The following is a 21,441-nucleotide window of genomic DNA, read 5'->3' on the forward strand; positions in this document are numbered from 1 at the left end:
AATGGTTTATAGAGAAAGATTGGAGGGAAATAAGTGAAACTTATATTAATATTTGGCCCACAAGCAGTTGGAAAAATGACAGTGGGGCAAGAATTAGCAACATTAACCGGTTTAAAACTTTTTCATAACCACATGACAATTGATTTAGTAAGTCCAATTTTTGATTACAGTACGAAAGAAGCAAAAAGACTAGTAAGTTTATTTCGTAATGAAATATTTGAAGAAGTATCTAAAAGTGATTTATCTGGAATGATTTTTACGTATATATGGGCATTTGACCTCCAAGCGGATTGGGATTATATACATCATGTAGAAAGTATTTTTGAATCAAAAGGTGGGACAGTGTATTTTGTAGAGCTGGAAGCGGAATTAGATGAAAGATTAGAACGAAATAAAAGCCCGAATAGATTAGAACATAAACCGAAAAAAAAGAGATATTGAGTGGTCTGAAAATAATTTGAAAGAAACGATGAAAAAGCATAGATTAAACTCTCTTCATGGTGAAATTGAAAAAGAAGAGTATATAAAAATTAATAACACGTATTTGAGTGCAAAAGAAGTAGCGGAAATGATTAAAGAGAAGTTTCAATTGTGAAATTTTTGAAGTCTATTTCGTTTTCGTTGTCCAAGCATTCTCCTACTAATTACATATACTATTTATGTTAAAGTCGGCTACTATTTTATATAGGGCTGTTATTTTCCTATAAATGCTATTTTAGTGAAGTGGGAGGAATCAATTTGGAAAACGTAGAACAAGATAGAATTGAAAATCAAGTGTATTCAAATCGTGTAGTAAGATCAGAATTTGATTCAAATTGGGAAACTTGTATATCAAAGAGTGGTTATGTAATTTATGTAGCAACAAGTAATAATGCTGAAGTAATAGTGCTTCTTGCAGATGGTTCAAGTAAATTATTAATTTTCGAAAAAGGCGGTAAAGTAGTAGTTGGTGGCGGTGGAACAAGTCATTACAGTAAGCCGCATATTGCAAGAAATATTTAAGATAGAACATGTTAATTAAGAAGAAGCTGGAAAACGGTTGTCATTCATGTTTAGGGCATGATAGACGAACCGTTTTTTATTTGTTTATAAATTTAGAAGAACTTCATTGATTACAAATACATCAGGATGAGCAGCGAAATTAGAAGAAAACTTGGCGGGTAATGGTACAAAATATTATGTAGGTTTGCAAGAATCTTATAAGCGATATAAAAAAGCATTTCCTATTTGGGGAAACACTACTTCTATGTTATAGTATAATAGTGTTTTTAGATGGTGCTATTTTAATATATTTATAATTTTGTTATGTATTATTTTTATATTAAATAACCGTCTAAAGTATTTTTTATATAAGGAGTAATAATTAGAGAAATGAAAAATATAGACTTTATACTAGAAAGTGATGAGGCATTAAAACCGTCTGAACGATTAGTACTATTATTATTAGAGAAGCATAGAATGTTATATACGAACGATCTATTGGCATTATCAAATTTATCATATAAAACATTAACAGATTCATTAACGGCGCTAGTTTTAAAATCGTATGTGTTAAAGGAAACAGGTAAGGGAAGAAGACAGAATTGCTATAGATTAGTATGATAAGGCAGCTGTTTTAGAAACTTTTACATATGTTTTTTCAATCGTAAGGCGAAAGTGTATTTTTGTTTTTAAACGAAAAGCTTACTATAAGAGGGGCTAAGATAGTAGTGTTTCATTTTTGTAAATGTAATTATTTCATCATTGAAAATACAAAAATAAAATAAACCGCATAAAACAGAAATAAAAAAACAATCCATTTTTAAAATGGATTGTTTTTTTATTGGAATAATATTATTTGATATGTTGAAAGCATAAATAGCAGAATAAACATTACCTGTTTTAGTTCATGCAACTGAACAAATATGATGAAAACTATGTGTATAGTTTTTTGCTTGCTTTTTCAGTAACTCTAATGAAATCATGGTCTTCATTGTTTAAAGGCAGTATTTTTAACATTATTGCTATTCAGCATTAAGCACAAAAAGTGATATATAATATTATTATGTAAACTTAAGGTTTTAAAAGGAAAATATAATAATTAATAGAACATGTAGAAGGAGATGCTTAAATATTTTGAAGGATGGGAGATTATTATGGAGCATTTACAATCAATAGCACAAGCTGTTATAAGTGGTGATAAGGAAAAAGTAGTGGAGTTTATAAAGGCGAGTCCAAGTATTGTTAACGAATGTAGTAAAGATGGCTGGACACCACTTCATTTAGCAGCTTATTTTGGACAGAAAGAAATAGCGAGTTTTCTTTTAGAAAGCGGTGCAGATATACATAGTAGAGCAAAAAACGAAAATGAAAATACACCTTTGCAAGCGGCAATTGCGAACAAGCAAAGTGAACTTGTCGCTTTCTTAATTGAAAAAGGATCAGATGTAAATATTATGCAAAGTGGTGGCTGGACAGGACTCCACGAAGCAGCATTATTAGGAAATGAAGAAATAATTATGTTGCTCCTTAAAAATGGAGCTAATAAGATGATTAAGAAAAATGATGGAAAAACAGCGTATGATATTGCATTAGAAAAAGGATATAATCACCTTTTACATCATTTGAAACAGGAAGTGAACTTATGATGAATAAATGGAGTGTTGGTATATTTTTATTTAATGAAGTAGAAGTGTTAGACTTTGCAGGGCCATTTGAAGTTTTTTCTGTAACTGAGGTGAATGAAGAAAAAACATTTACTGTTTATACAGTTAGCGAGAATGGGGAAATGATTACAGCAAGGAATGGATTGAAGGTACAGCCAGATTATAGTATTGAAAATTTACCACCAGTGGATATTTTAATAATTCCGGGTGGGCTAGGTGCTAGAAAATATGAAATAAAAAATGAAATAGTAATAAAATGGATTCGCCAACAAATGAAAGAAGTAAAGCTGATGACTTCAGTTTGTACAGGAGCGCTATTACTGGCGAAAGCAGGTTTACTGGAAGGTTTAAAAGCAACAACACATTGGGCTAGTATTGAAAAGTTTAAAAATGAGTTTCAAAATGTTGAAGTTATAGAAAATGTAAAGTTTGTAGATGAAGGACATATTATAACATCTGCCGGAATTTCAGCTGGAATTAATATGGCATTTCATATTGTGAAAAACTTGTTAGGTATGCATGTTGCGGAGGACACAGCGAAGCGAATGGAGTATGATATTAGTTTGCCAAATTAAAAAGCCCGGATTGGGCTTTTTATATTGAATGAATATAGTTAAGCTCTTCATCACTCAAAATAGGGCGAACAGATGCATTTGCATTTTCTTGTGCTTGTGTTCCTGTTTTTGCACCAGGAATTACAACACTTACTGCCGGATGAGAGAGTACATAGCGAAGTGCAAGTTGCCCTAAGGTCTGATTTTTATTTGAGAGCAGCCGAAGTTTCTCTACGGTTTGTAAGTCTTCTTGAAACCAAGTTTCATTTGGCCAATCTTTGCGTAAATCTCCATCTGGAAAAATTGTTTTATTTGTGAATTTTCCAGTTAAAATGCCCATTTTTAATGGACCACGAATAACAGCTCCTAGATTTTTCTCTTGTAAGAATGGTAATATATCTTTTTCTGGTTTTCGATTTAATATATTGTAATCAAGTTGTACGATATCAATTTCGTTGTTGTTATTGAAATGATGAATGTATTGTAAATCATGAGTCGAAACACCGACTGCTCTTACTTTGCCATCACGTTTTAATATGTCAAATGCACGTAGAAATGCTTCTGTTTCTCTACGATTATGCCACCAAATATGACAAAAATAAAGATCAATATAATCTGTTTGAAGACGTTGTAAACTTGTTTCGAATACGGCGATGATTTTTTCGGGAGTATCATATACAGGAACTCCATTAGGGTCGTAGTGATGTCCGATTAAACCACCTTTCGTTGATAGGATAATATCATTACGATGTCCTTTAATCGCGGTAGCTACCAACTTTTCACTATGTCCTAAACCATACACATCCGCAGTATCAATAAAATTCACACCACACTCAATTGCTTTTTTTATAGCGGTTATAGATTGTTTATCGTTAACAGGTCCCCATTCATCACCACCGATTGCCCATGCGCCAAAACCTATTTCAGAAACAGTTATTCCAGTTTTACCTAATGTGCGGTAATGCATATTCCCCCTCCTTGTAAGCATGTTATAACATGGATATGTGGGGAAGGAATTTTGTGTGTGAAAAAACTCTTCTACAATAGTAGAAAAAGAATTACAGAAACTACTATTTTATAGCAGCATGTATAAAAAAAATCGGTGTAAATATGGAAATGTCGTCGAATGCTATCTTTAATTGGTTAATTTATGGGATATTTTTGTGAAGGAGTTTATTTTATAAGAATAGAATTTAGTTTAGTAAGAAAACGTGCCGATGGTAGTGGAAAATATGGGTTAGGGGGATTTGAATGAGGAAACTCGAGCGAGTAAATGTTCCTAATATACCAGAGCAATTATCACAACCTAGTGACAAGCGTAGGATAAATAAAAAGAAGTTAAGGCGACTTATTTTAATGGTCCTTTTTATTGCGGCAACTACTCTATATGTTCAATATATTTTAACGAAACAACAAGAAGTAATTGATAAAAAGAAAGATACGATTACGGATCAAAAGAAGCGATTAGTATCTTTAAAGAAAGATAAAGATTCTTTAAAGACTAACATAGAAAATTTAACAGACGATGAGGAAGAAATTTTGAAGTTAGCGAGAAAAGAGTATCAATTTTCTAAGTCAAATGAAACTATATTTGTGATGCCAAAGTAATAAAAACAGTTAGCCATTGAACTGCACCCCCAATTGTTAGACACCGTCTAACAATTGGGGGTGCAGTTTTTTATGTATGAATGTCATGGTACAAGGAACAATCACATATTGTAGAAATGAAGAGTTTAAGCTATTTTCATAAATATGGAATATGCACTAAAATAAATGTTGTTAAAATTCTGTCAATTATATTATAATACAAGGTAAGCGGATACATTTTTTAATCAACGTTGAGTTCCTCGCTCATACGACTATTAAGAAACCCGTTATCCTCGTATAAGAAAGGAAGATAGCTGTGTACGCTTCAAATACAATTTATATCGTAGGGGATGCGAAAGCACCTCAAAATAATCCCATTACTGAAAAGTTTAAAAGCTATTTCGTAGCATTTATACTTGTTAAGGATACAGGGGAAATTGTAGATGTAGACTGCTCAGCGACAATTGCATTAACATCTCAATTTGTTAAATATTTATTTCTACATAAAAATATAAATGACCCGGCGTTAGTAATGGAAGTAAAGAACCGATATTTCGGTTCTTCTCAAAAAGCGTTACTTGTAGCGCTAAAAGATGCACAGAAAAAATATAATCAGATTGCTGCTTTGTCTACTCAATCATAGACAAAATCCAGCCGTAAGAATCATTCTTATGGCTGGATTTTTTTATTTCACATTATCGTCCTACATCAAAAGTGAACGAAAACAAAGTAGAGTGATAGAAGAGTAAATGTCCAATGGGTTTACCTAATAATCCGTGGGTATAAATCTCCGGTGGATTAAAATTTCACTTCATTGGAGAATGAAAGGATGAACAAAATGAAAATTACAGATGTAAAAGTAAATCGTAGACGTGTAAAACTGCATACACCGTTTAAAACCGCGCTTCGTACTGTAACAGAAATTGAAAGTATAGATGTTTATATTCATACAGACGAAGGAGTAATTGGTAAGGGGGCTGCAGCCGCAACGCCAGTTATTACGGGGGATTTCACCAGCGGAATGGAAGAAGCGATTTTAGGACCGATGCGTTCATGTTTAATTGGTCAAAATATCATTCAGTTTCAGCAGTTACTACAGGGTATTCAAATGAGTTGTATTGGAAATTCAAGTGCGAAAGCAGCGGTAGATATCGCTTTATATGATGTATATTGCCAATATCAAAATGTGCCGTTATATGCCTTGTTAGGCGGGAAGAAAGAAATTCATACCGATATTACAGTGAGTGTGGATGAGCCTGTATTAATGGCAAAAGAAGCGAAGAAACATGTAGAAAAAGGATTTCAAACATTAAAGATTAAAGTGGGTAAAGAGGCGCATTTAGATTTGGAACGTATTGAGGCAATTCGAAATGTGGTACCAAGAAATACGACATTACGTTTAGATGCGAATCAAGGTTGGAGTCCAAAAGAAGCGATCTCTATCATTCAAGAGATGGAAAATCGTAATTTAAATATAGAATTTATTGAACAACCAGTACACGCGAAAGATTGGGATGGGTTAAAGTACGTCAAAGATCGTGTGCAAACGCCAATTATGGCCGATGAAAGTATATTTTCAGCAAGTGATGCATTAAAGCTCGTTCAAGGAAGATACGCAGACTTAATTAATATTAAATTAATGAAATGTGGTAGCATACGTGAAGCATGGCGTATTGCAGATATCGCAGAAACGGCTGGTGTGAAGTGTATGGTGGGAAGCATGATGGAATCTTCACTTTCCGTTAGCGCTGTTGCACATTTAGCGGCAGCACATCCTAATATACATTATTTTGATCTTGATGCACCGCTTTGGTTAATGGAAGAGCCAGAAGGAATGACTTATTCTGGATCAAAGGTAAACCTTCAATCGACAGTGAATAGTAAGTCTTAGGAAAAGAGACTAGTAAATTATTTTTTTAAGGGGGATATATATGAAAAAAGTAGGAACTGCATTTTTAACAACTTTATTTATATTTTCATCGTTTACATCGGCAAATGCTGAAGAAAAGAAGGATAATAAAGCATTTATAGATGTATCTGCTGCAACGTTATGGACAGTACCTGATTCATTAAGGCCAATCGATACACCGAGTACAACAAATCCAGTGGATCTATGGAAATGGACGAAATCAATGACACTTGACGAGAAACTATGGTTAACAAATGCAAATAAATTAGAAACACAAGCGTTACTCGGTCAAGAAGTAACTGTTATTGATAAGAAAGGCGAATGGGTGAAGGTATTAGTGCATGGACAGCCAACACCCCGAAATGAAGAAGGTTATCCGGGCTGGATGCCTGAAAAACAATTAACATATAATCAAGAATTTGCAGATAAAACAAATGAACCTTTTGTGTTAATAACAAAGCCAACTGCGATTTTATATATAAATCCTTCTGAAAAACATAAATCACTTGAAGTCAGTTATAATACAAGACTGCCGCTATTAAGTGAAGACACAATTTCATACCGTGTATTGTTGCCAAATGGTCAGAAAGCATGGCTACGAAAAAATGATGGAACAGTTTACCAATCCCAAACTGATATTCCAACTCCGGCGGCCGATGATTTAATTAACACAGGGAAAATGTTTTTAGGTTTACCGTATATATGGGCTGGTACAAGTGGTTTTGGATTTGATTGCTCTGGCTTCACGCATACGATCTATAAATCGCACGGCATTACAATTCCGCGAGATTCTGGACCGCAATCAAGAGCAGGAGTTGCAGTTGATAAAGAAAATCTACAAAAGGGAGATTTAATTTTCTTTGCACATGATCAAGGGAAAGGTAGTGTCCATCACGTCGCAATGTATATTGGTGATGGCAATATGATTCACTCACCAAGAGCTGAAAGATCGGTAGAGATTATACCGCTAAATACACCAGGATATATAGAAGAATACGCTGGTGCTCGTCGTTACTTACCTTAAAAATAGAGGGGGTTTTTAAATGAAAAAAGTTGTTCGTTACTCATTAGTTAGTACTCTATTAGTTTCTTCATTTTTAGTTGGCTGCGCAAAAGAAAAAACTGCAACAAAGCCGAAAGATGAGAAGAAAGTATTACAGTTACTAGAAACGGGTGAAATTCCGTCGTTAAATTCAGGGAAAGTAACAGATGCAGTCTCGTTTAACGTTTTGAATAACGTAATGGAAGGACTATTTCGTCTATCGAAAAATGATGAAGAAATTGAAGCCGGCGCACAAAAATATGAAGTGAGTAAAGATGGAAAGACATATACATTCCAATTGCGTGATGCGAAATGGTCTAACGGAGATCCAGTAACCGCCCATGATTACGTATACGCTTGGAAGCAATTGATTAATCCAGATACAGCTTCTCAATATGCATACATTGCGTACGATGTAAAAAATGCTGAGAAGATAAATAAAAAAAAACTAGGTCTAGATGAATTAGGAGTAAAAGCGAAGGATGATAAAACATTCGTCGTAGAGCTAGAACATCCTGTACCGTATTTTACGAAATTATTAATTTTACCATCCTTCTATCCAATTAACGAAAAATATGCGAAAGAGCAAGGTGATAAATATGGATTAGAAGCAAATAAAGCGGTATATAATGGACCGTTTACATTATCAGAGTGGAAGCATGAAGCTAGCTTTACAATGAAGAAAAACGATAAGTATTGGGATAAAAAAGAAGTGAAGTTAGATGAAGTAAACTATCAAATTGTAAAAGAAATTTCAACTGCGGTAAATTTATATGAAACAGATAAAGTTGATAGAGCTGTTATTTCTACAGAATTCGTAGATAAATATAAAAATAATAAAGAGCTAAAACAATATACAGATCCAGTTATGTACTTCTTCCGATTTAATGAAAATGTACCGATTCTTAAAAATAAAAATGCACGTCTTGCGCTAAGTACAGTTTTTGATAAGAAGGGACTCGCAGATTCATTTTTAAATGATGGATCGGTTGCAGCGAACTATTACGTACCAAAAGGATTTTTAAAGGGCCCAGATAAGAAAGATTTTAGAAGTACGTCTGGTGAGTTTAATAAGACAAATGTAAAACAGGCGAAGGAATATTGGGAGAAAGCAAAACAAGAGACAGGTACAAATGAAGTGACTTTAGAATTATTAAATTATGACTTAGAAAACTTTAAAAAAGTTGGAGAGTACATTAAAGAGCAGCTTGAGAAAAACTTACCAGGATTAAAAGTGAATGTGAAATTACAGCCGCATACGCAAAAATTAGCACTTGAGAAGAAGAAAGAATATGAAATGTCGTTATCACGCTGGTTACCAGATTATCCAGATCCAATGACTTACTTAGAAGTATTCCTTTCTGGAAGCAGTGTTAATAATACAGAATATGCAAATCCAGAATATGATGCATTAATTAAGAAGATTAAAACAGAATTAGGTAATGATGAAAAGGCTCGCTGGAAAGCAATGCAAGATGCTGAAAAAATGCTACTTGATGATGCAGTAATTGCACCGGTATTCCAGCGTGGATTATCTTACTTACAAAAACCATATGTGAAAGATTTATATGTACATCAATTTGGTCCAGCTACAAGTTTAAAATGGGCAGATTTACAAAAATAAAAGAATGGGGAAACAGACTTCACGTATGTGATAGTCTGTTTTTTCTTATTTAAAGTTAGAAAAATAGTTCATGGTATAATTTATTAGTCTGTAAACAGTATTTGGAGGGAAAATGATGTCTATGTTTGAAGAAGAGAAAGTAATTTATACAAAAAGATTATTTATGAGGAAACCAATTGTAGAAGATATTGATCAGTTTTATAACATATTAAAAAAAGATACTGTTGGCAAATGGCTGGCTAAATCAAGAGGAATGTTGAAGGAAGAAACAAATGATTATATTGGGCAACTTATCTTACATTGGGAACAGTATGACTTCGGGGTATGGTTGTTATTTAATAGTGAAACAGGAAAGCTTTTAGGACATTGTGGTTTAAGAAAGGTAGATGAAACAGGTGAAATAGAAATTATGTATCTTCTTGACCCAGAACATTGGAGGAATGGGTATGCATTAGAAGCAGCAGAGGCTTCCATTAAATATGCAATAGAGACTTTGAATGTAACAAGAATAATTGCTAGAGTTAAAGTAGCAAATGAGAGCTCGAAAAAACTTTTACGAAAGCTCGGGTTTATATATACTCATGAAGTTGATCATAGCGGGCGCTTATTATCATATTTTGAACTCCATACATCATCCAAAGAATTCTAGACATTTCATATATTTTTTCATTGTTAAAAAATAAAATTATTACTAAAATTCCAGTGTGAAATTTATGTAGAATCTTGTATAATTAACATGTTTCTATGGAAACATTTTCTTGCGCTATTTATATAGGGCTTAATAGAACAAGGAAGGAAATACATACATGTATATAATAGATAAATAGAATGGAACATGTATAGAGACAAAGGAGAGAAAAGATGACGTGTCAAAAACAAGGGTTACAATTTAATAACGATAGAAAGAGGGACAGAAGATGAAAATGAAGCATGCTTTTGGTCCTATAATTTTAGCGTGTGTGCTTTTTTTCATTATCATTCTAATCCCATCGAAAAGTTTAGTATCGCTTATTAGTGATAAGAAGGTAGAAGATGCGGCAACTTCTTTACAAAAAGAGAAATTACAAAGTGTTTTCTTACAGCAAAAAATGTTAGAGAATTCACAGTATTTACCGATGTACGGTTCATCAGAATTTTTACGAATGGATGCATATCATCCGTCTAATTATTTCAAAGTAAATCCAGCTGGTTTTACACCGTTTTTAATTGGAACTGGCGGTACACAAAGCTTAGCTCATATTTTAAATATGACATCTACTATGGATGAATTAGAAGGTAAAAAAGTAGTCTTTGTTCTTTCACCACAATGGTTTACAAAGACTGGTGTCTCACAAGGGGATTTCACTAATAATTTCTCCAAACAACAAGCATATCATTTTATTTTTAATGATGAGATAAATCCAGAAATGAAGAAGCAAATCGCGAAACGGCTATTAGATTATAAAGTTGTTCAAGAAGATGATATATTAAAAAATTCATTAGAAGGTATTGTATATAATGATACAAAACATAACATAAAAGCAGGTTTAGCTAAACCACTTGCTTATATGCATCGAAATATTTTAGATCATAGAGATTTATTTAACTCTTTATTTAAAATCGAACCGATGAAAGAGAAAACAAATATCGGACTTCGTTCAATTTCTTGGGAAGATGCACGTAAACACGCGGAACAAGAAGGGAAAGCTGAGTCTACTACAAATACATTCGGAATTGAAAATCCGTATTATCATAAGAATAATCTGAAGAAAAAACTAAAAGGTTTAAAAAACTTTAGAGCAAATGAAACATATGATGAATCACCAGAATATGATGATTTACAAATTATTTTAGATTTATTTAAAGAGAAAAATGTCAAACCACTCTTTATTTCTGTACCTGTAAATGGGCCTTGGTATGATTATACTGGATTCCCGAAAGAACGCCGTGAAGTGTATTATAAAAAAGTTCGAGAACAGGTTGAGAAAGCAGGATATCCAGTAGTTGATTTCTCTGGTCATGAATATGATAAGTATTTCTTAAAAGATACGATTCATTTGGGCTGGAAAGGTTGGATTTATTTTGATGAAGCAGTGCATAAATTTAATTCTGAGAAATAAAGTATAGAAATCGGAATGGCTATGAGCCGTTCCGATTTTTTTAGTATAGAGGATTTTGGTGAGGACAATTTGGGAATGCATGTATATCTTGAATCTGTCTATAATCATAATGTTTCATTGCGAACTGGGATTGATAAAGGTATTCATACACATATAATTGACCATCATGAGCTGAACATAATACACCAGAAGTTCCTTGCCCATTTATGAAGGAAATACCGATAGGGCGTCTGATTAAGTATGGTATTTTTTGCTGCCAATGCATAGGGGAATCACTCCTTTTTGAGATAATATACGAAAGAAATGATCAAACGGTTGCTTATCCATGTAAATGTAGATGGAAAGGTGTTATATAATTCTTGAAGATTAATTCATATATAAATAAAAAACCGCTATAACTCCGAATGAATTTATAGCGGTTTTTGTTATATACTTAAGCAAGATTTTTACGCTTTTTTGTCCATTTTTTTATAACGAAGTATAAAAGTATAAGTACGACGCCACCAATTGCGAATGATTTCACATAAGGACTAGCAATATCGTTAATATTTTCCCAATTTTCACCTAGTTTTTCACCTAAATAAATGAAAATAATAGACCAAGGGATAATCGCAAGTGCTGTTAATGTAGTGAAACGTAGTAAAGGCATTTTTGTAATACCAGCAGGAATTGAAATCGCATGACGCACTACTGGAATGAAGCGTGCTGTAAAAATGACGCCAGTTCCGTAACGATTAAACCAATCTTCTGCAGCATCTATTTGTTTTTTATGTATGAAAATATATTTTCCATAACGTTCTAATATAGGGCGTCCGCCGTATCGTCCAAGCCAATAAATAAAGATTTGGGCAATAACACCGCCAATTGTACCGAATACAACTGCGCCTACAAATGAGATACTTCCATTGAATACTAAGTATCCTGCATAAGCAAGGACAATTTCACTTGGGATAATCTCAATCATAAGTCCAAGCATAATGCCCCAATAACCTAATCCTTCAAAAAACGTTAATACTGAATGAATAAAACTACTTAACATTGTTGCACCTTCTAGTTTATGAATTTTTGAGTATAAGAACCTTTTATTTAATTACGTAAAAGGTTCACTATATGTAGATTATACCTTATTTACATAGGGGATTGCTATTTCAATTCTTTTATGTCTCTCATAAGTATTATAGTAAAGGATATAAGCCGCGTTTTTATGAAGGGTTAATGAAAAGATTATTAAAAATTTCTCATATATCAATGATAATAGACTGAAAATTAAGTATAATGGTATAGGTCTTTCATTTACAAAAATAGGAGGAGAACGTATGTATATTACAGATCCGATTTATGGACCAATCTCTATTCGTGATAGAGATATCCTTCGATTGATAGATACAAAAGCATTTCAAAGGTTGACGCATATTAAACAACAAGGACATACTTATTTTTTACATGAGAACGCAATACATACAAGAGAAGAACATTCGATAGGTGTATATGTGCTAGTAAATAAAGTGATAGAACATCTTACTGAGATTGGTGACATACATTTATCGAAATATGAACGAAAGCTAGTATCTACTGTAGCCCTTCTACACGATGTTGGACATGGGCCATATTCACATTGTTTTCAGCAAATATCGGGTGAAGATCATGGTGAGTGGACGGTACGAATCATTCAAGAGGACGAAGAAATACGTACGATTTTAAATCAAACACCTAGATTATTAGATGATGTAACGAAAGCTTTAACAGAAGATGGAGTTTTTCCAATTATAGATGAGCTCTTATTTAATTCATTAGGAATGGATCAATTAGATTTTTGGAATAGAGATATATATTACTCATCGCTTGAATTAGAAGGTTTACGGATAGAAGAATTGATTGCTAACATGCGTTTAATTGACGGTAAACTTGTTATTGAAGAATCGGGAATCCCCTTCATTGAACAATTAATGAAAATGAAAGAAGGGCTTTACAATAATGGATTTGGCCACCCGTTTGTGATAGGAAAAGACATATTGCTGCAAACAATTTTTAAAATGATAGAGGAGAAAGATCTTTCGTTCTATACTCCTGGACTTCAAAACTTCTTTCATAAAGGAGAGAAGTTAGAAGTAGAAGACTTTCTTCCGTTACAAGATGAAATGATTTTAAATGAAATACAGTGCTTTGCAAAATCAGATGATGTTGAAATAGTATCTTTAATTCAACTTTATGTTTCACCAACTAAAAGTTTATCATTTCAAAAAGGAGTGGAGGGTGATTTTAAAAAGGAAAATAACAATTTAGCGATAATAACTGAGAAAAAGGCGTACAGTTCATATGCAGGTGGTATTTACGTCCATAGTGAGGGGCAGTTAGAGGACATTTTAGAGAAATCAAATTTCATTCAAGAGATAGTAAAATTGCCTAAAAAAGAATATGCCTATTCAATTTGATTTGGTTCGAAAATAAAAAATGAATGAGATGGAAACGTAAATTTAGAGGAGGGAATAAAATACATGAAACATAAAATTGCTGTACTGGCAGATGTACATGGAAATGCAACTGCTTTAAAAGCAGTTATCGAAGATTCTATGAAAGAAGGTGTGACTGATTATTGGTTTTTAGGAGATTTAATTATGCCTGGTCCTGGATCGAATGATTTGTTTGAAATATTAGAAAGTATTAACGTTGATACTTATGTACAAGGAAACTGGGAAGATAGTTTTCTTGACGTTCTTAATAAAAATATTGATATTGATAACGAAACTGATATTTATGTTTCTAGATTAGTTCAGTATCAATGTGAAAACCTGGATGAAAACTATATTAAACATGTTAAAAATTTACCATTACATATAACAAAACAGGTTAATGATTTATCAATCAGTATTAGTCATAATCTACAAAATAAAAATTACGGAGGAGATTTGTGGCCCACTAATAATCAGGAACAGTTTGATCGGCTATTTGATCGTGATTATGATATTGCGATTTACGCTCATACCCACCATCAATTGTTGCGCTATAGTAGCAATGATCAATTAATTATTAACCCAGGAACAGTTGGACAACCTTTTTACAAGTGGAATAAGCTAAACTCTGACTTGCGTGCTCAGTATGCAATTCTTGAAATTGATGAGGCAGGGATTACTGATGTGAGGTTTAAAAAGGTTTTTTACGATGTAGAAAAGGAATATAAAAATGCCATGAATAAAAATCTTCCTTACATTGATTTATATCGTGAGCTGTTAGAGACAGGAAAAACTCATACGCATGATATTGAATTATTACAAGAAATTAATGACAAATATAATTATAAAGATGAAGTAATTAAGTTTATCGAGAAAATCTGATAGGAATTTAATAGAAAGAAATGAACATTGTTGAATGTTAGGTTAGTAATGATTTTTACATAATACATAATCAAGAGTTATTTTATAATGAAACTTAGATGTAAAATGATTTTTGTATTTTATATTGATTGAAAACAAGCATCCCCCTGTCCTAGGTATATGACGGGGGGATGCTTGTTTTTTTAAGGCTTCACATCTAAGTTCTGTAAAAATAAAGTTGCTGTTACGTAACGCTTTGCTAACATTTGTACATAAGCGGTATGTACAGAAAGGGTCGCAATGATAATAGCGTTACGAATTGCTTCGCGTTGTTCGTTATTAATTTGATCGAACTTGCTTGCGATTTTATCAGCTTTTTCTTTTACGATGTTTTCAATTGTATGAACTGTATCTGTTGCATTTAGTTGTAAGCAATTCCCTTGATTGAGTTCTTCAAATAGAGAAGAGTATGCTACATATAAATGAACAGGATTGATTAAATCATCACTTCGATCGGCTGGGTCATTAACGATAAGGCGTAATAGCTTACGAATTGATTCAAAATCAAGTGCTGTTTTTAAATCTTCGACAATGAACAGTAAGGCTGCTTGTTCAATCGAATATTTTTTCCCTTTTTGAGGAGAGCCAATCATTTCTTTTATATCTCGTTTCACCCAGTTTTGCATAGCAGTTACAGAGAAACTTGTGTTTTCAATCTGATTGCCAAGCGCAACTATTTCATTTAAAGAAAAACCGACATCAGTATCGTCAATTTTAATCAGTTTTTCAAAAATAGGTGAAAGTGCGGTAGTAATAAAAGCTGTAACGCTTTGTCCGCTTTCAATATCTTTTTTATGTGACTTTGCCCAAGCTTCTTGTAAAATACCGAGAGGCTTTTTCGTATTCCATCCTCTTAGTGATAGAAGAAGGGTAGCCATTTCGTTTCGTGTGAGATGAAATGTTTCCATCTTTTCACCTCCAAAATAATAAAAAGTTCTTATGAACTTATAATATGTTTTGTTTCATTTAAAGTCAATTCTGTTTTGCTTAATTTTTCCTTTGTCACCAAACTGTTGAAAGTAAATAATACTTGCATATTTCGACAAAAGTTCATATAATAAGTTCATAAGAACCTTTAAAATGTTCTTAAAAACAAATCTATCATTCTGAATTTACTAGAAAGATAGATTTCACATATATCTATATAAAAGGAGAATGGATATAATATGTTGAAAAAACTTGTAGCAGTAATGACAGCATTCATGGTTATCTTTGGGGCTAGCAGCTTTATGTTCGTAGATCATGCAGCAGCGAAAAGTTACAAATCTGGTAAAAAATCATTTACACCAAGTTCAGGTCAAAAGTCAAAAGTTGATTTAAACAAAAAAGACTCAAATGTAAATTCTCAAAAAACGACTCCAGATTCAAAAACGAAAGCAACAAACACAGCACCAAAAAGTAATAAAGGAAGCTTTATGAAAGGTTTATTACTAGGTGGTCTTGGTGGTTTACTAATGGGTAGCTTATTTGCAAATATGGGAGCTCTTGGTTCTGTATTAGCATTTATGGTAAATATGTTAGTAATGGCTGGTATCGTAATGTTAGCAGTTCGTGCATTTAAATACTTCAAAGACCAACGTAAAAAGAAGGCAGATGAAGTAGCATGGAAACAATAAAAATTTCTGAACAAGAATTAATAAATGCGCTTTGCGTATATATAGCTGAAAAAAGACAAGTGGGTCCAGAAGAAGTGTTAGTTGAACTCATGTATGACGATAACTACGGTTTCTCTGCGGAAGTAGAGGTAAATGGTCGCCAGCAAATTTTAATTCAAGCAAACTTAATCGAAGCATTACGCTTATTGCTTGACAGAGAATATAATGTCAATTCATTCGCAGCGAGATTACAACTTGAATTAGATGATGAAGAAGGTATTTACGCATTAGCGAAATTTAATAGTGATGAACAATAAGACTGTTAGGGCTTTATGCTCTAGCAGTTTTTTATTTTAATTTCTATTTTTAGTATGTTTCCTATTTTAGGATAAAATTCAATTTTTAATAAACTGATGAATTGGTAAAAATATGTTATTCTTATTAAGAATGTTTTATGTTAATAGGAGGATATTATGAAAAAGAAATTATTAGCAACAATTGCTGCGGTATGTTTATCTTTAACTGCTTGTAATTCAACGGAGCAAACAAAAGATGTACAAGCGAATGAAAAAAAAGATAAGAATACTGAACAGCAAACAGCAACAACTAGCCCGAAAGCTAAAGAGATAAAAGAAAAAAGTGCAGTGGAGAGATTATCACAAGATCATAGTGTTTCGTTAGAAGGTGATGGTGCGAATTCTTCTGATTTTTTTGAGTTAAAATCCGGATTTGTTATTGCGGAAGTAGAACATACAGGAGAAAGTAATGCAATTCTAGAGTTAAAAGATGAACAAGGTAATGACTCTGGTTCACTTTCGAATTTTATTGGTAATGGAAAAGAAAAACGTGTAGTTTTATTAAACAAGAGTGGAAAATATTTTATTAATCCAATGGCAGATGGTCACTGGAAAGTGAATATGTCTCAGTCTATTCCAATAGATAAAGTAGTAACAGCTCCAGGAACAATTAGTGGTCACGGATCTGATGTTGTTTTTGTGAAACTTGAAAAAGGTTTGAAAGAATTGCATGGTGTACATAAGAATGGTGAAAGTAATTTTGTAGTGGATTTAAACGATAGCATGATATTTAATGAAATTGGTGCTGCCGATACTACGAAAAAAGTACCTGTAAAAGAAAATGGTATACATATATTCACTATTCAAGCTGATGGTGATTGGACAATCGAAGTGAAATAATTTGAAAAGCTCTCCTTATGTTTTTGATAAGGGGAGCTTTTTGACAAATAAGTCTTATTAAATAATTTCTTGTTGTTTATAGAAATCTTTATCATTTGTTTGGAATTTATGCCATAAATCATTCATCTTTCGTCTACCGATATCTACCATCGGATTAAACTGAATTGCAGCTTTCTGACGAACAGAGTGAACGTTTTGAATGGCGTGATATAATTGTTGGTCGACTATATCACGTTTTTTGCTTGCATATTTAGCAATAGATAGACCTGCAACTGTTCCTTGCGCCATCGCAATTTTTCCGCTTTCAATGCCTGTAATATTGCCAGCTACAAATAAACCAGGAAGAGGAGTTTCCATTGTTTCGGAATGGAGAGGAACGTGTCCACCTAATTCTGAAATGTAATGGAAGGGACAACCAGCTACAGCTGCAAGTTCGGCAAGTGGGTATAATCCCCCGGCAATACAAACAAAATCTGCTTCATATATTTTCTCTGATCCATTAATAACATTTCCTTTAGAGTCAATATTAGCAACACGTACACCTTCAACTTGATCTGTTCCGATAATTTCAAGAGCTGCTTTCCGAAGGTGAAGTGGCGTTCCGTTTATTTTCATTCCGCTGTTTGGATAGAATGTTAATCCAGCTTTTCGAATCCAATCATATTTCATAAAGTGGCTACCTATTCGTAAAATAGCAGAAGGAGCGAGATGTGCTGCATTTAAAAGAGAGTTTAAAACTTCTTCAGGTTCACCAGCTTTTTGACTTAACTCGCTTTTTTCAGGGAGTACAATATGATCCACTGTAATTCCCGCTAATTGCAATTCACTTAAAATGGCGAAAGACAAAATGTTAGCACCAATAATAATTCCTTTTTTTCCAACTTGCACGCGATGAACATTTGTCATAACTTGAGCTGCTCCAATTGACATCACTCCTGGAAGTGTCCAGCCAGGAAGGGGAATAGAATATTCCGCAGCTCCAGTAGCAAGTAGTACGAAAGGTGCTTCTAACGTACCGATATTAGTATGTACAAACCAATTGTTTTCATCTCTATCTAAATTATAGACCGAAACACCGCACCTGATATGTACTGAAAGTGATTCTGCTTCTTCATGAAGTCGCTTCGATTCTTTTATTCCGTTCCACCATTCTCCAGTAGGCTCTTGATGCAACTGTCCTAACAATCTCCCGCCCGGCTTCATAAATTCATCAATAACGAGCACTTTTAGTCCGAAACGAGCACAAGAAATAGAAGCAGATAATCCCGCTGGCCCTGCACCAATAATAATTACATCACTCATCGTTTTTTCACCATCTCTCTCACGATATTCGGATGCTGTTTCCCGCTTTCAACAACCATGTTTTCTTCTACAACAGTTAAGCATGCGCGTACATTTGTTTGATTATTTACTGTCATGCGGCATTCGGAACAGTGTCCGATATTACAATAAATACCTCGCGGTGTTCCGCTATCTTCATGAACTCTTACTGTCCTAATTCCATTTGCTAACAGGGCAGCAGCTATCGTTTCATGTTCATATGCTCCGTATTGATGACCGTTAAATTGAAAGGTAATACGCTCACTACTTTGTAAAGTACCTAAAATAGGGTGATGTGTAATTCTACTCATTTACTTTCACCTACCGATCCAAAAGTAACTGCACGTATTGGTGGTTGATATTTTAACGGTAGTTCATTAAGAGTTACGTCAGGATTCGCATTTTCAATCATTCGATCTATCATTATTCTGCATGTGCGACCACCGCAAAATCCCATGCCAGCACGTGTTCTTAGTTTTAATTCTCTTGCCGAGCAGTTATATTCAGCAATTGTCGATTGAAGTTGCCCATATGTAACCTCTTCACAACGACAAACGATTAAGTTGTTTTTATTTGTCATGTGTATTCCTCCTCTAGTTCGGTTTTCACAAATTATATATGCAAAAATCATGCCAATATAGAGGAGGAGAGGGCTATCTGTAAATGCCTGATCGGTGCATACTGCTTCTTTATTGAAGTCCAAGTTTCTTTAAACGGTTATATAAAGTAGCCCTTGTTACGCCAAGTTGTTTTGCGCATTCTAATTTATTCCCATTTAAAATTCGTAAAGCCCTTTCAATAACTTTTTTTTCATGCTCATCCATCTCTTCTTGTAAAGAAAGGATTGTATTATTGTTGCTGAGTAATAGGGAATGGGCTGTATGGTTGTCTAAAGTTTCAGTCGTATGAAATGGTAAATATTCTTGTTTTATAATTCCGTCTGTTGCGAATACCACAAGCCGTTCAACAACGTTTCGAAGTTCGCGAATATTACCTGGCCAATTGTAATGAAGCAGTTCATGCATAATGCTTGAAGGTAAGTCACGAATTGGTCTGTTATAGTTGATTGAAAAATCGTTTAAGAAAGAATAGGTTAATTCAATAATATCCTCGCGTCTTTCGCGCAGCGGTGGAATCTGCAAGCTAACTACATTTAAGCGGTAATATAAATCTTCTCGGAAAGTTCCTTTTCTCATTTCTTCTTGTAAATCACGATTTGTAGCAGCGATAATACGGAAATCAATATTAATTTCTTTTTCACCACCAACTCGGTAATACTTTCGCTCTTGCAGTACACGTAACAGTTTTACTTGCATATCAAGTGGCATTTCACCTATTTCATCAAGAAATAAAGTACCGCCTTGCGCGAGTTCAATTTTACCTTTTTTTCCTTTACTATTTGCTCCAGAAAACGCCCCACGCTCGTAACCGAATAATTCACTTTCAAATAATGCTTCTGGAATTGCCCCGCAGTTAATCGAAATGAAAGGCGCCTTCGCTGCTTCACTTGCTTCATGAATTGCTTTCGCAAATACTTCTTTTCCAACTCCGCTTTCCCCAAGTATTAAAACAGTTGATTTCACCGAACAAACTTTTCTAGCTAATTGTATCGTTCTTTGTATAACAGGACTTTTTCCATTCATCGCAAGGAATGGATCGGATTCATCTTTATACTTTGCCACTTCTTGTTCTAAACGGTGCATTTCATGTGACATATTAAATAGTTTTTCATTTAAAGCGACTTGATTTGTAACATCTGTTTCTGAAACGACTGCTCCTATAATTTCATCATTACAATAAACTGGATTTGAATTAATTAATACGAATAAATCGGGACGAGGCTGATGGAACTGAGCGACTATGCTTTTTCCATCATGTAAAGATTGTAAAATTTCCAAGTCTTTATAATCAAAAAAACGAGTAATCGGTTGCCCAATAATCTCATTATGGTTGACTGAAAATATTTTTTCAGCACCATCTGTCCAAGTTCGAACGCATTCTTTACTATCAATTACTGTAACAGAAGAGTCAGTTGTTTGTATTACAGTGTCATAAAATGACTGTAGTTCATTGTAGGACTTATAAAGAAATGGAATCATTTGCTGAGAAGTTATACAGCATATCGGCTCATCGTTTTCGTTAAGGATGATAACAGCTAATTCATAAGAAAAAGCGTCAATTAATGCAGTGAATGAGTCATCTACATAAATAATTGCGCAATTATATTCTTCTGTAGTAGAAGGGAGGTAATAAAACCTTTCGTTTATTTTCTTAATGCGATCAAGGCTACATGTATGATTGATTAAAACGCTTTCCAAAAATTCTTGTATAGTCGGAAATGAGAATTCCATAATGTCCTCCTGTTATGTATAAAAATTTTGACAGTGATAAAAAAATAATACACCTATTTACTATGAATTTAAAATATTTTTACAAATAAAAATATTATTTATAAAAATTGTATATGTACAGAATTGGCACGTCAATTGCATAAAAAGA

General features: G+C 33.5%; 24 protein-coding genes and 1 pseudogene. 17 read left to right on the forward strand and 8 right to left on the reverse strand.

Annotated features, from left to right (window positions below; all coding sequences use genetic code 11):
* Positions 1-33: 33 nt before the first annotated feature.
* The 5 genes and pseudogenes from ACTFR8_RS00485 to ACTFR8_RS00505 all read left to right on the forward strand — a co-directional run bounded on the left by ACTFR8_RS00485 (position 34) and on the right by ACTFR8_RS00505 (position 3,220).
* A pseudogene (locus ACTFR8_RS00485) lies at positions 34-595 on the forward strand (AAA family ATPase).
* A gap of 143 nt (positions 596-738) precedes the next feature.
* A complete protein-coding gene (locus ACTFR8_RS00490) occupies positions 739-1,002 on the forward strand; it encodes a hypothetical protein (protein WP_000432429.1) in 264 nt (87 codons plus the stop codon).
* Positions 1,003-1,371: 369 nt separating this feature from the next.
* Complete coding sequence (locus ACTFR8_RS00495) at positions 1,372-1,602, forward strand: hypothetical protein (protein ID WP_000789031.1); 231 nt, start codon at positions 1,372-1,374, stop codon at positions 1,600-1,602.
* 533 nt (positions 1,603-2,135) lie between these two features.
* Entirely contained in the window at positions 2,136-2,627 is a 492-nt protein-coding gene (locus tag ACTFR8_RS00500; protein WP_000400674.1) for an ankyrin repeat domain-containing protein, read from the forward strand.
* On the forward strand, positions 2,624-3,220 hold the full coding sequence (locus tag ACTFR8_RS00505) for a DJ-1/PfpI family protein (RefSeq protein ID WP_000981430.1): 597 nt from the start codon (positions 2,624-2,626) through the stop codon (positions 3,218-3,220). Before ACTFR8_RS00500 ends, ACTFR8_RS00505 begins: the two co-directional genes overlap by 4 nt.
* Before the next feature lie 19 nt (positions 3,221-3,239).
* On the opposite strand, the gene ACTFR8_RS00510 is transcribed toward ACTFR8_RS00505, so the two are convergent.
* Positions 3,240-4,166 (reverse strand): aldo/keto reductase, encoded by a 927-nt coding sequence (locus ACTFR8_RS00510; RefSeq protein ID WP_000559359.1) that lies wholly within the window; start codon positions 4,164-4,166, stop codon positions 3,240-3,242.
* A gap of 284 nt (positions 4,167-4,450) precedes the next feature.
* Here ACTFR8_RS00510 and ACTFR8_RS00515 point away from each other — a divergent pair, with 284 nt between their 5' ends.
* From ACTFR8_RS00515 to dltD, 7 genes are all read left to right on the forward strand, one after another.
* Positions 4,451-4,807, forward strand: a complete 357-nt coding sequence (locus tag ACTFR8_RS00515; protein WP_001228372.1) for an FtsB family cell division protein — start codon at positions 4,451-4,453, stop codon at positions 4,805-4,807.
* A gap of 295 nt (positions 4,808-5,102) precedes the next feature.
* Positions 5,103-5,429, forward strand: coding sequence for a DUF3870 domain-containing protein (locus ACTFR8_RS00520; RefSeq protein WP_050821895.1), 327 nt, complete (start codon positions 5,103-5,105; stop codon positions 5,427-5,429).
* A gap of 186 nt (positions 5,430-5,615) precedes the next feature.
* Entirely contained in the window at positions 5,616-6,677 is a 1,062-nt protein-coding gene (locus tag ACTFR8_RS00525; RefSeq protein ID WP_070861460.1) for a dipeptide epimerase, read from the forward strand.
* A 40-nt stretch (positions 6,678-6,717) separates the two neighbouring features.
* Positions 6,718-7,719, forward strand: coding sequence for a C40 family peptidase (locus ACTFR8_RS00530; RefSeq protein ID WP_065845353.1), 1,002 nt, complete (start codon positions 6,718-6,720; stop codon positions 7,717-7,719).
* A 19-nt stretch (positions 7,720-7,738) separates the two neighbouring features.
* A complete protein-coding gene (locus ACTFR8_RS00535) occupies positions 7,739-9,361 on the forward strand; it encodes a peptide ABC transporter substrate-binding protein (RefSeq protein WP_252209583.1) in 1,623 nt (540 codons plus the stop codon).
* A gap of 115 nt (positions 9,362-9,476) precedes the next feature.
* Positions 9,477-10,010 (forward strand): GNAT family N-acetyltransferase, encoded by a 534-nt coding sequence (locus ACTFR8_RS00540; RefSeq protein WP_144607983.1) that lies wholly within the window; start codon positions 9,477-9,479, stop codon positions 10,008-10,010.
* A 268-nt stretch (positions 10,011-10,278) separates the two neighbouring features.
* Positions 10,279-11,460 carry a D-alanyl-lipoteichoic acid biosynthesis protein DltD gene (gene dltD / locus ACTFR8_RS00545; RefSeq protein WP_000782299.1) on the forward strand — a complete coding sequence of 394 codons (1,182 nt, stop codon included), beginning with the start codon at positions 10,279-10,281 and terminating at the stop codon, positions 11,458-11,460.
* A gap of 40 nt (positions 11,461-11,500) precedes the next feature.
* On the opposite strand, the gene ACTFR8_RS00550 is transcribed toward dltD, so the two are convergent.
* Both ACTFR8_RS00550 and ACTFR8_RS00555 read right to left on the reverse strand, forming a co-directional pair.
* Positions 11,501-11,725, reverse strand: coding sequence for a hypothetical protein (locus ACTFR8_RS00550; protein WP_000558699.1), 225 nt, complete (start codon positions 11,723-11,725; stop codon positions 11,501-11,503).
* Between the two features lie 168 nt (positions 11,726-11,893).
* The gene (locus tag ACTFR8_RS00555) at positions 11,894-12,499 is read right to left on the reverse strand and encodes a DedA family protein (protein ID WP_000952916.1); all 606 of its coding nucleotides are present in this window, start codon (positions 12,497-12,499) and stop codon (positions 11,894-11,896) included.
* A gap of 277 nt (positions 12,500-12,776) precedes the next feature.
* Between ACTFR8_RS00555 and ACTFR8_RS00560 the strand changes: the two genes are divergently transcribed.
* Both ACTFR8_RS00560 and ACTFR8_RS00565 read left to right on the forward strand, forming a co-directional pair.
* Positions 12,777-13,892 carry an HD domain-containing protein gene (locus ACTFR8_RS00560; protein ID WP_252209582.1) on the forward strand — a complete coding sequence of 372 codons (1,116 nt, stop codon included), beginning with the start codon at positions 12,777-12,779 and terminating at the stop codon, positions 13,890-13,892.
* 63 nt (positions 13,893-13,955) lie between these two features.
* A complete protein-coding gene (locus ACTFR8_RS00565; RefSeq protein ID WP_070184072.1) occupies positions 13,956-14,792 on the forward strand; it encodes a metallophosphoesterase family protein in 837 nt (278 codons plus the stop codon).
* A gap of 182 nt (positions 14,793-14,974) precedes the next feature.
* Here the strand turns inward: ACTFR8_RS00565 and ACTFR8_RS00570 are convergent, their stop codons facing one another.
* Positions 14,975-15,739, reverse strand: coding sequence for a DUF1836 domain-containing protein (locus tag ACTFR8_RS00570; protein WP_000447231.1), 765 nt, complete (start codon positions 15,737-15,739; stop codon positions 14,975-14,977).
* A gap of 258 nt (positions 15,740-15,997) precedes the next feature.
* Here ACTFR8_RS00570 and ACTFR8_RS00575 point away from each other — a divergent pair, with 258 nt between their 5' ends.
* From ACTFR8_RS00575 to ACTFR8_RS00585, 3 genes are all read left to right on the forward strand, one after another.
* Positions 15,998-16,447 carry a hypothetical protein gene (locus ACTFR8_RS00575; protein ID WP_000914478.1) on the forward strand — a complete coding sequence of 150 codons (450 nt, stop codon included), beginning with the start codon at positions 15,998-16,000 and terminating at the stop codon, positions 16,445-16,447.
* Positions 16,435-16,743: a YxcD family protein gene (locus ACTFR8_RS00580; RefSeq protein WP_000447766.1), complete on the forward strand. Its 309-nt coding sequence runs from the start codon at positions 16,435-16,437 to the stop codon at positions 16,741-16,743. The genes ACTFR8_RS00575 and ACTFR8_RS00580 overlap by 13 nt, the downstream gene beginning before the upstream one ends.
* 156 nt (positions 16,744-16,899) lie before the next feature.
* Complete coding sequence (locus tag ACTFR8_RS00585) at positions 16,900-17,622, forward strand: hypothetical protein (RefSeq protein ID WP_000727976.1); 723 nt, start codon at positions 16,900-16,902, stop codon at positions 17,620-17,622.
* Between the two features lie 57 nt (positions 17,623-17,679).
* Here ACTFR8_RS00585 and ACTFR8_RS00590 read toward each other — a convergent pair whose 3' ends face one another.
* From ACTFR8_RS00590 to ACTFR8_RS00605, 4 genes are all read right to left on the reverse strand, one after another.
* A complete protein-coding gene (locus ACTFR8_RS00590; protein WP_001286104.1) occupies positions 17,680-18,924 on the reverse strand; it encodes an NAD(P)/FAD-dependent oxidoreductase in 1,245 nt (414 codons plus the stop codon).
* Complete coding sequence (locus ACTFR8_RS00595) at positions 18,921-19,253, reverse strand: (2Fe-2S)-binding protein (RefSeq protein ID WP_000087070.1); 333 nt, start codon at positions 19,251-19,253, stop codon at positions 18,921-18,923. Before ACTFR8_RS00595 ends, ACTFR8_RS00590 begins: the two co-directional genes overlap by 4 nt.
* Positions 19,250-19,522, reverse strand: coding sequence for a (2Fe-2S)-binding protein (locus ACTFR8_RS00600; protein WP_000182619.1), 273 nt, complete (start codon positions 19,520-19,522; stop codon positions 19,250-19,252). The genes ACTFR8_RS00595 and ACTFR8_RS00600 overlap by 4 nt, the downstream gene beginning before the upstream one ends.
* A gap of 109 nt (positions 19,523-19,631) precedes the next feature.
* A complete protein-coding gene (locus tag ACTFR8_RS00605; protein ID WP_000395824.1) occupies positions 19,632-21,293 on the reverse strand; it encodes a sigma-54 interaction domain-containing protein in 1,662 nt (553 codons plus the stop codon).
* Positions 21,294-21,441: the final 148 nt, after the last annotated feature.

It is taken from the genome of Bacillus cereus group sp. MYBK15-3 (assembly GCF_051916765.1).
Classification (GTDB): Bacteria; Bacillota; Bacilli; order Bacillales; family Bacillaceae_G; genus Bacillus_A; species Bacillus_A cereus.

Coding starts and splice junctions, on each gene's coding strand:
- ACTFR8_RS00495 (WP_000789031.1), top strand. CDS start 1,372: ATGAAAAATATAGACTTTATACTAGAAAGTGATGAGGCATTAAAACCG.
- ACTFR8_RS00500 (WP_000400674.1), top strand. CDS start 2,136: ATGGAGCATTTACAATCAATAGCACAAGCTGTTATAAGTGGTGATAAG.
- ACTFR8_RS00505 (WP_000981430.1), top strand. CDS start 2,624: ATGATGAATAAATGGAGTGTTGGTATATTTTTATTTAATGAAGTAGAA.
- ACTFR8_RS00510 (WP_000559359.1), bottom strand. CDS start 4,166: ATGCATTACCGCACATTAGGTAAAACTGGAATAACTGTTTCTGAAATA.
- ACTFR8_RS00515 (WP_001228372.1), top strand. CDS start 4,451: ATGAGGAAACTCGAGCGAGTAAATGTTCCTAATATACCAGAGCAATTA.
- ACTFR8_RS00525 (WP_070861460.1), top strand. CDS start 5,616: ATGAACAAAATGAAAATTACAGATGTAAAAGTAAATCGTAGACGTGTA.
- ACTFR8_RS00530 (WP_065845353.1), top strand. CDS start 6,718: ATGAAAAAAGTAGGAACTGCATTTTTAACAACTTTATTTATATTTTCA.
- ACTFR8_RS00535 (WP_252209583.1), top strand. CDS start 7,739: ATGAAAAAAGTTGTTCGTTACTCATTAGTTAGTACTCTATTAGTTTCT.
- ACTFR8_RS00540 (WP_144607983.1), top strand. CDS start 9,477: ATGTCTATGTTTGAAGAAGAGAAAGTAATTTATACAAAAAGATTATTT.
- dltD (WP_000782299.1), top strand. CDS start 10,279: ATGAAAATGAAGCATGCTTTTGGTCCTATAATTTTAGCGTGTGTGCTT.
- ACTFR8_RS00550 (WP_000558699.1), bottom strand. CDS start 11,725: ATGCATTGGCAGCAAAAAATACCATACTTAATCAGACGCCCTATCGGT.
- ACTFR8_RS00555 (WP_000952916.1), bottom strand. CDS start 12,499: ATGTTAAGTAGTTTTATTCATTCAGTATTAACGTTTTTTGAAGGATTA.
- ACTFR8_RS00560 (WP_252209582.1), top strand. CDS start 12,777: ATGTATATTACAGATCCGATTTATGGACCAATCTCTATTCGTGATAGA.
- ACTFR8_RS00565 (WP_070184072.1), top strand. CDS start 13,956: ATGAAACATAAAATTGCTGTACTGGCAGATGTACATGGAAATGCAACT.
- ACTFR8_RS00570 (WP_000447231.1), bottom strand. CDS start 15,739: ATGGAAACATTTCATCTCACACGAAACGAAATGGCTACCCTTCTTCTA.
- ACTFR8_RS00575 (WP_000914478.1), top strand. CDS start 15,998: ATGTTGAAAAAACTTGTAGCAGTAATGACAGCATTCATGGTTATCTTT.
- ACTFR8_RS00580 (WP_000447766.1), top strand. CDS start 16,435: ATGGAAACAATAAAAATTTCTGAACAAGAATTAATAAATGCGCTTTGC.
- ACTFR8_RS00585 (WP_000727976.1), top strand. CDS start 16,900: ATGAAAAAGAAATTATTAGCAACAATTGCTGCGGTATGTTTATCTTTA.
- ACTFR8_RS00590 (WP_001286104.1), bottom strand. CDS start 18,924: ATGAGTGATGTAATTATTATTGGTGCAGGGCCAGCGGGATTATCTGCT.
- ACTFR8_RS00595 (WP_000087070.1), bottom strand. CDS start 19,253: ATGAGTAGAATTACACATCACCCTATTTTAGGTACTTTACAAAGTAGT.
- ACTFR8_RS00600 (WP_000182619.1), bottom strand. CDS start 19,522: ATGACAAATAAAAACAACTTAATCGTTTGTCGTTGTGAAGAGGTTACA.
- ACTFR8_RS00605 (WP_000395824.1), bottom strand. CDS start 21,293: ATGGAATTCTCATTTCCGACTATACAAGAATTTTTGGAAAGCGTTTTA.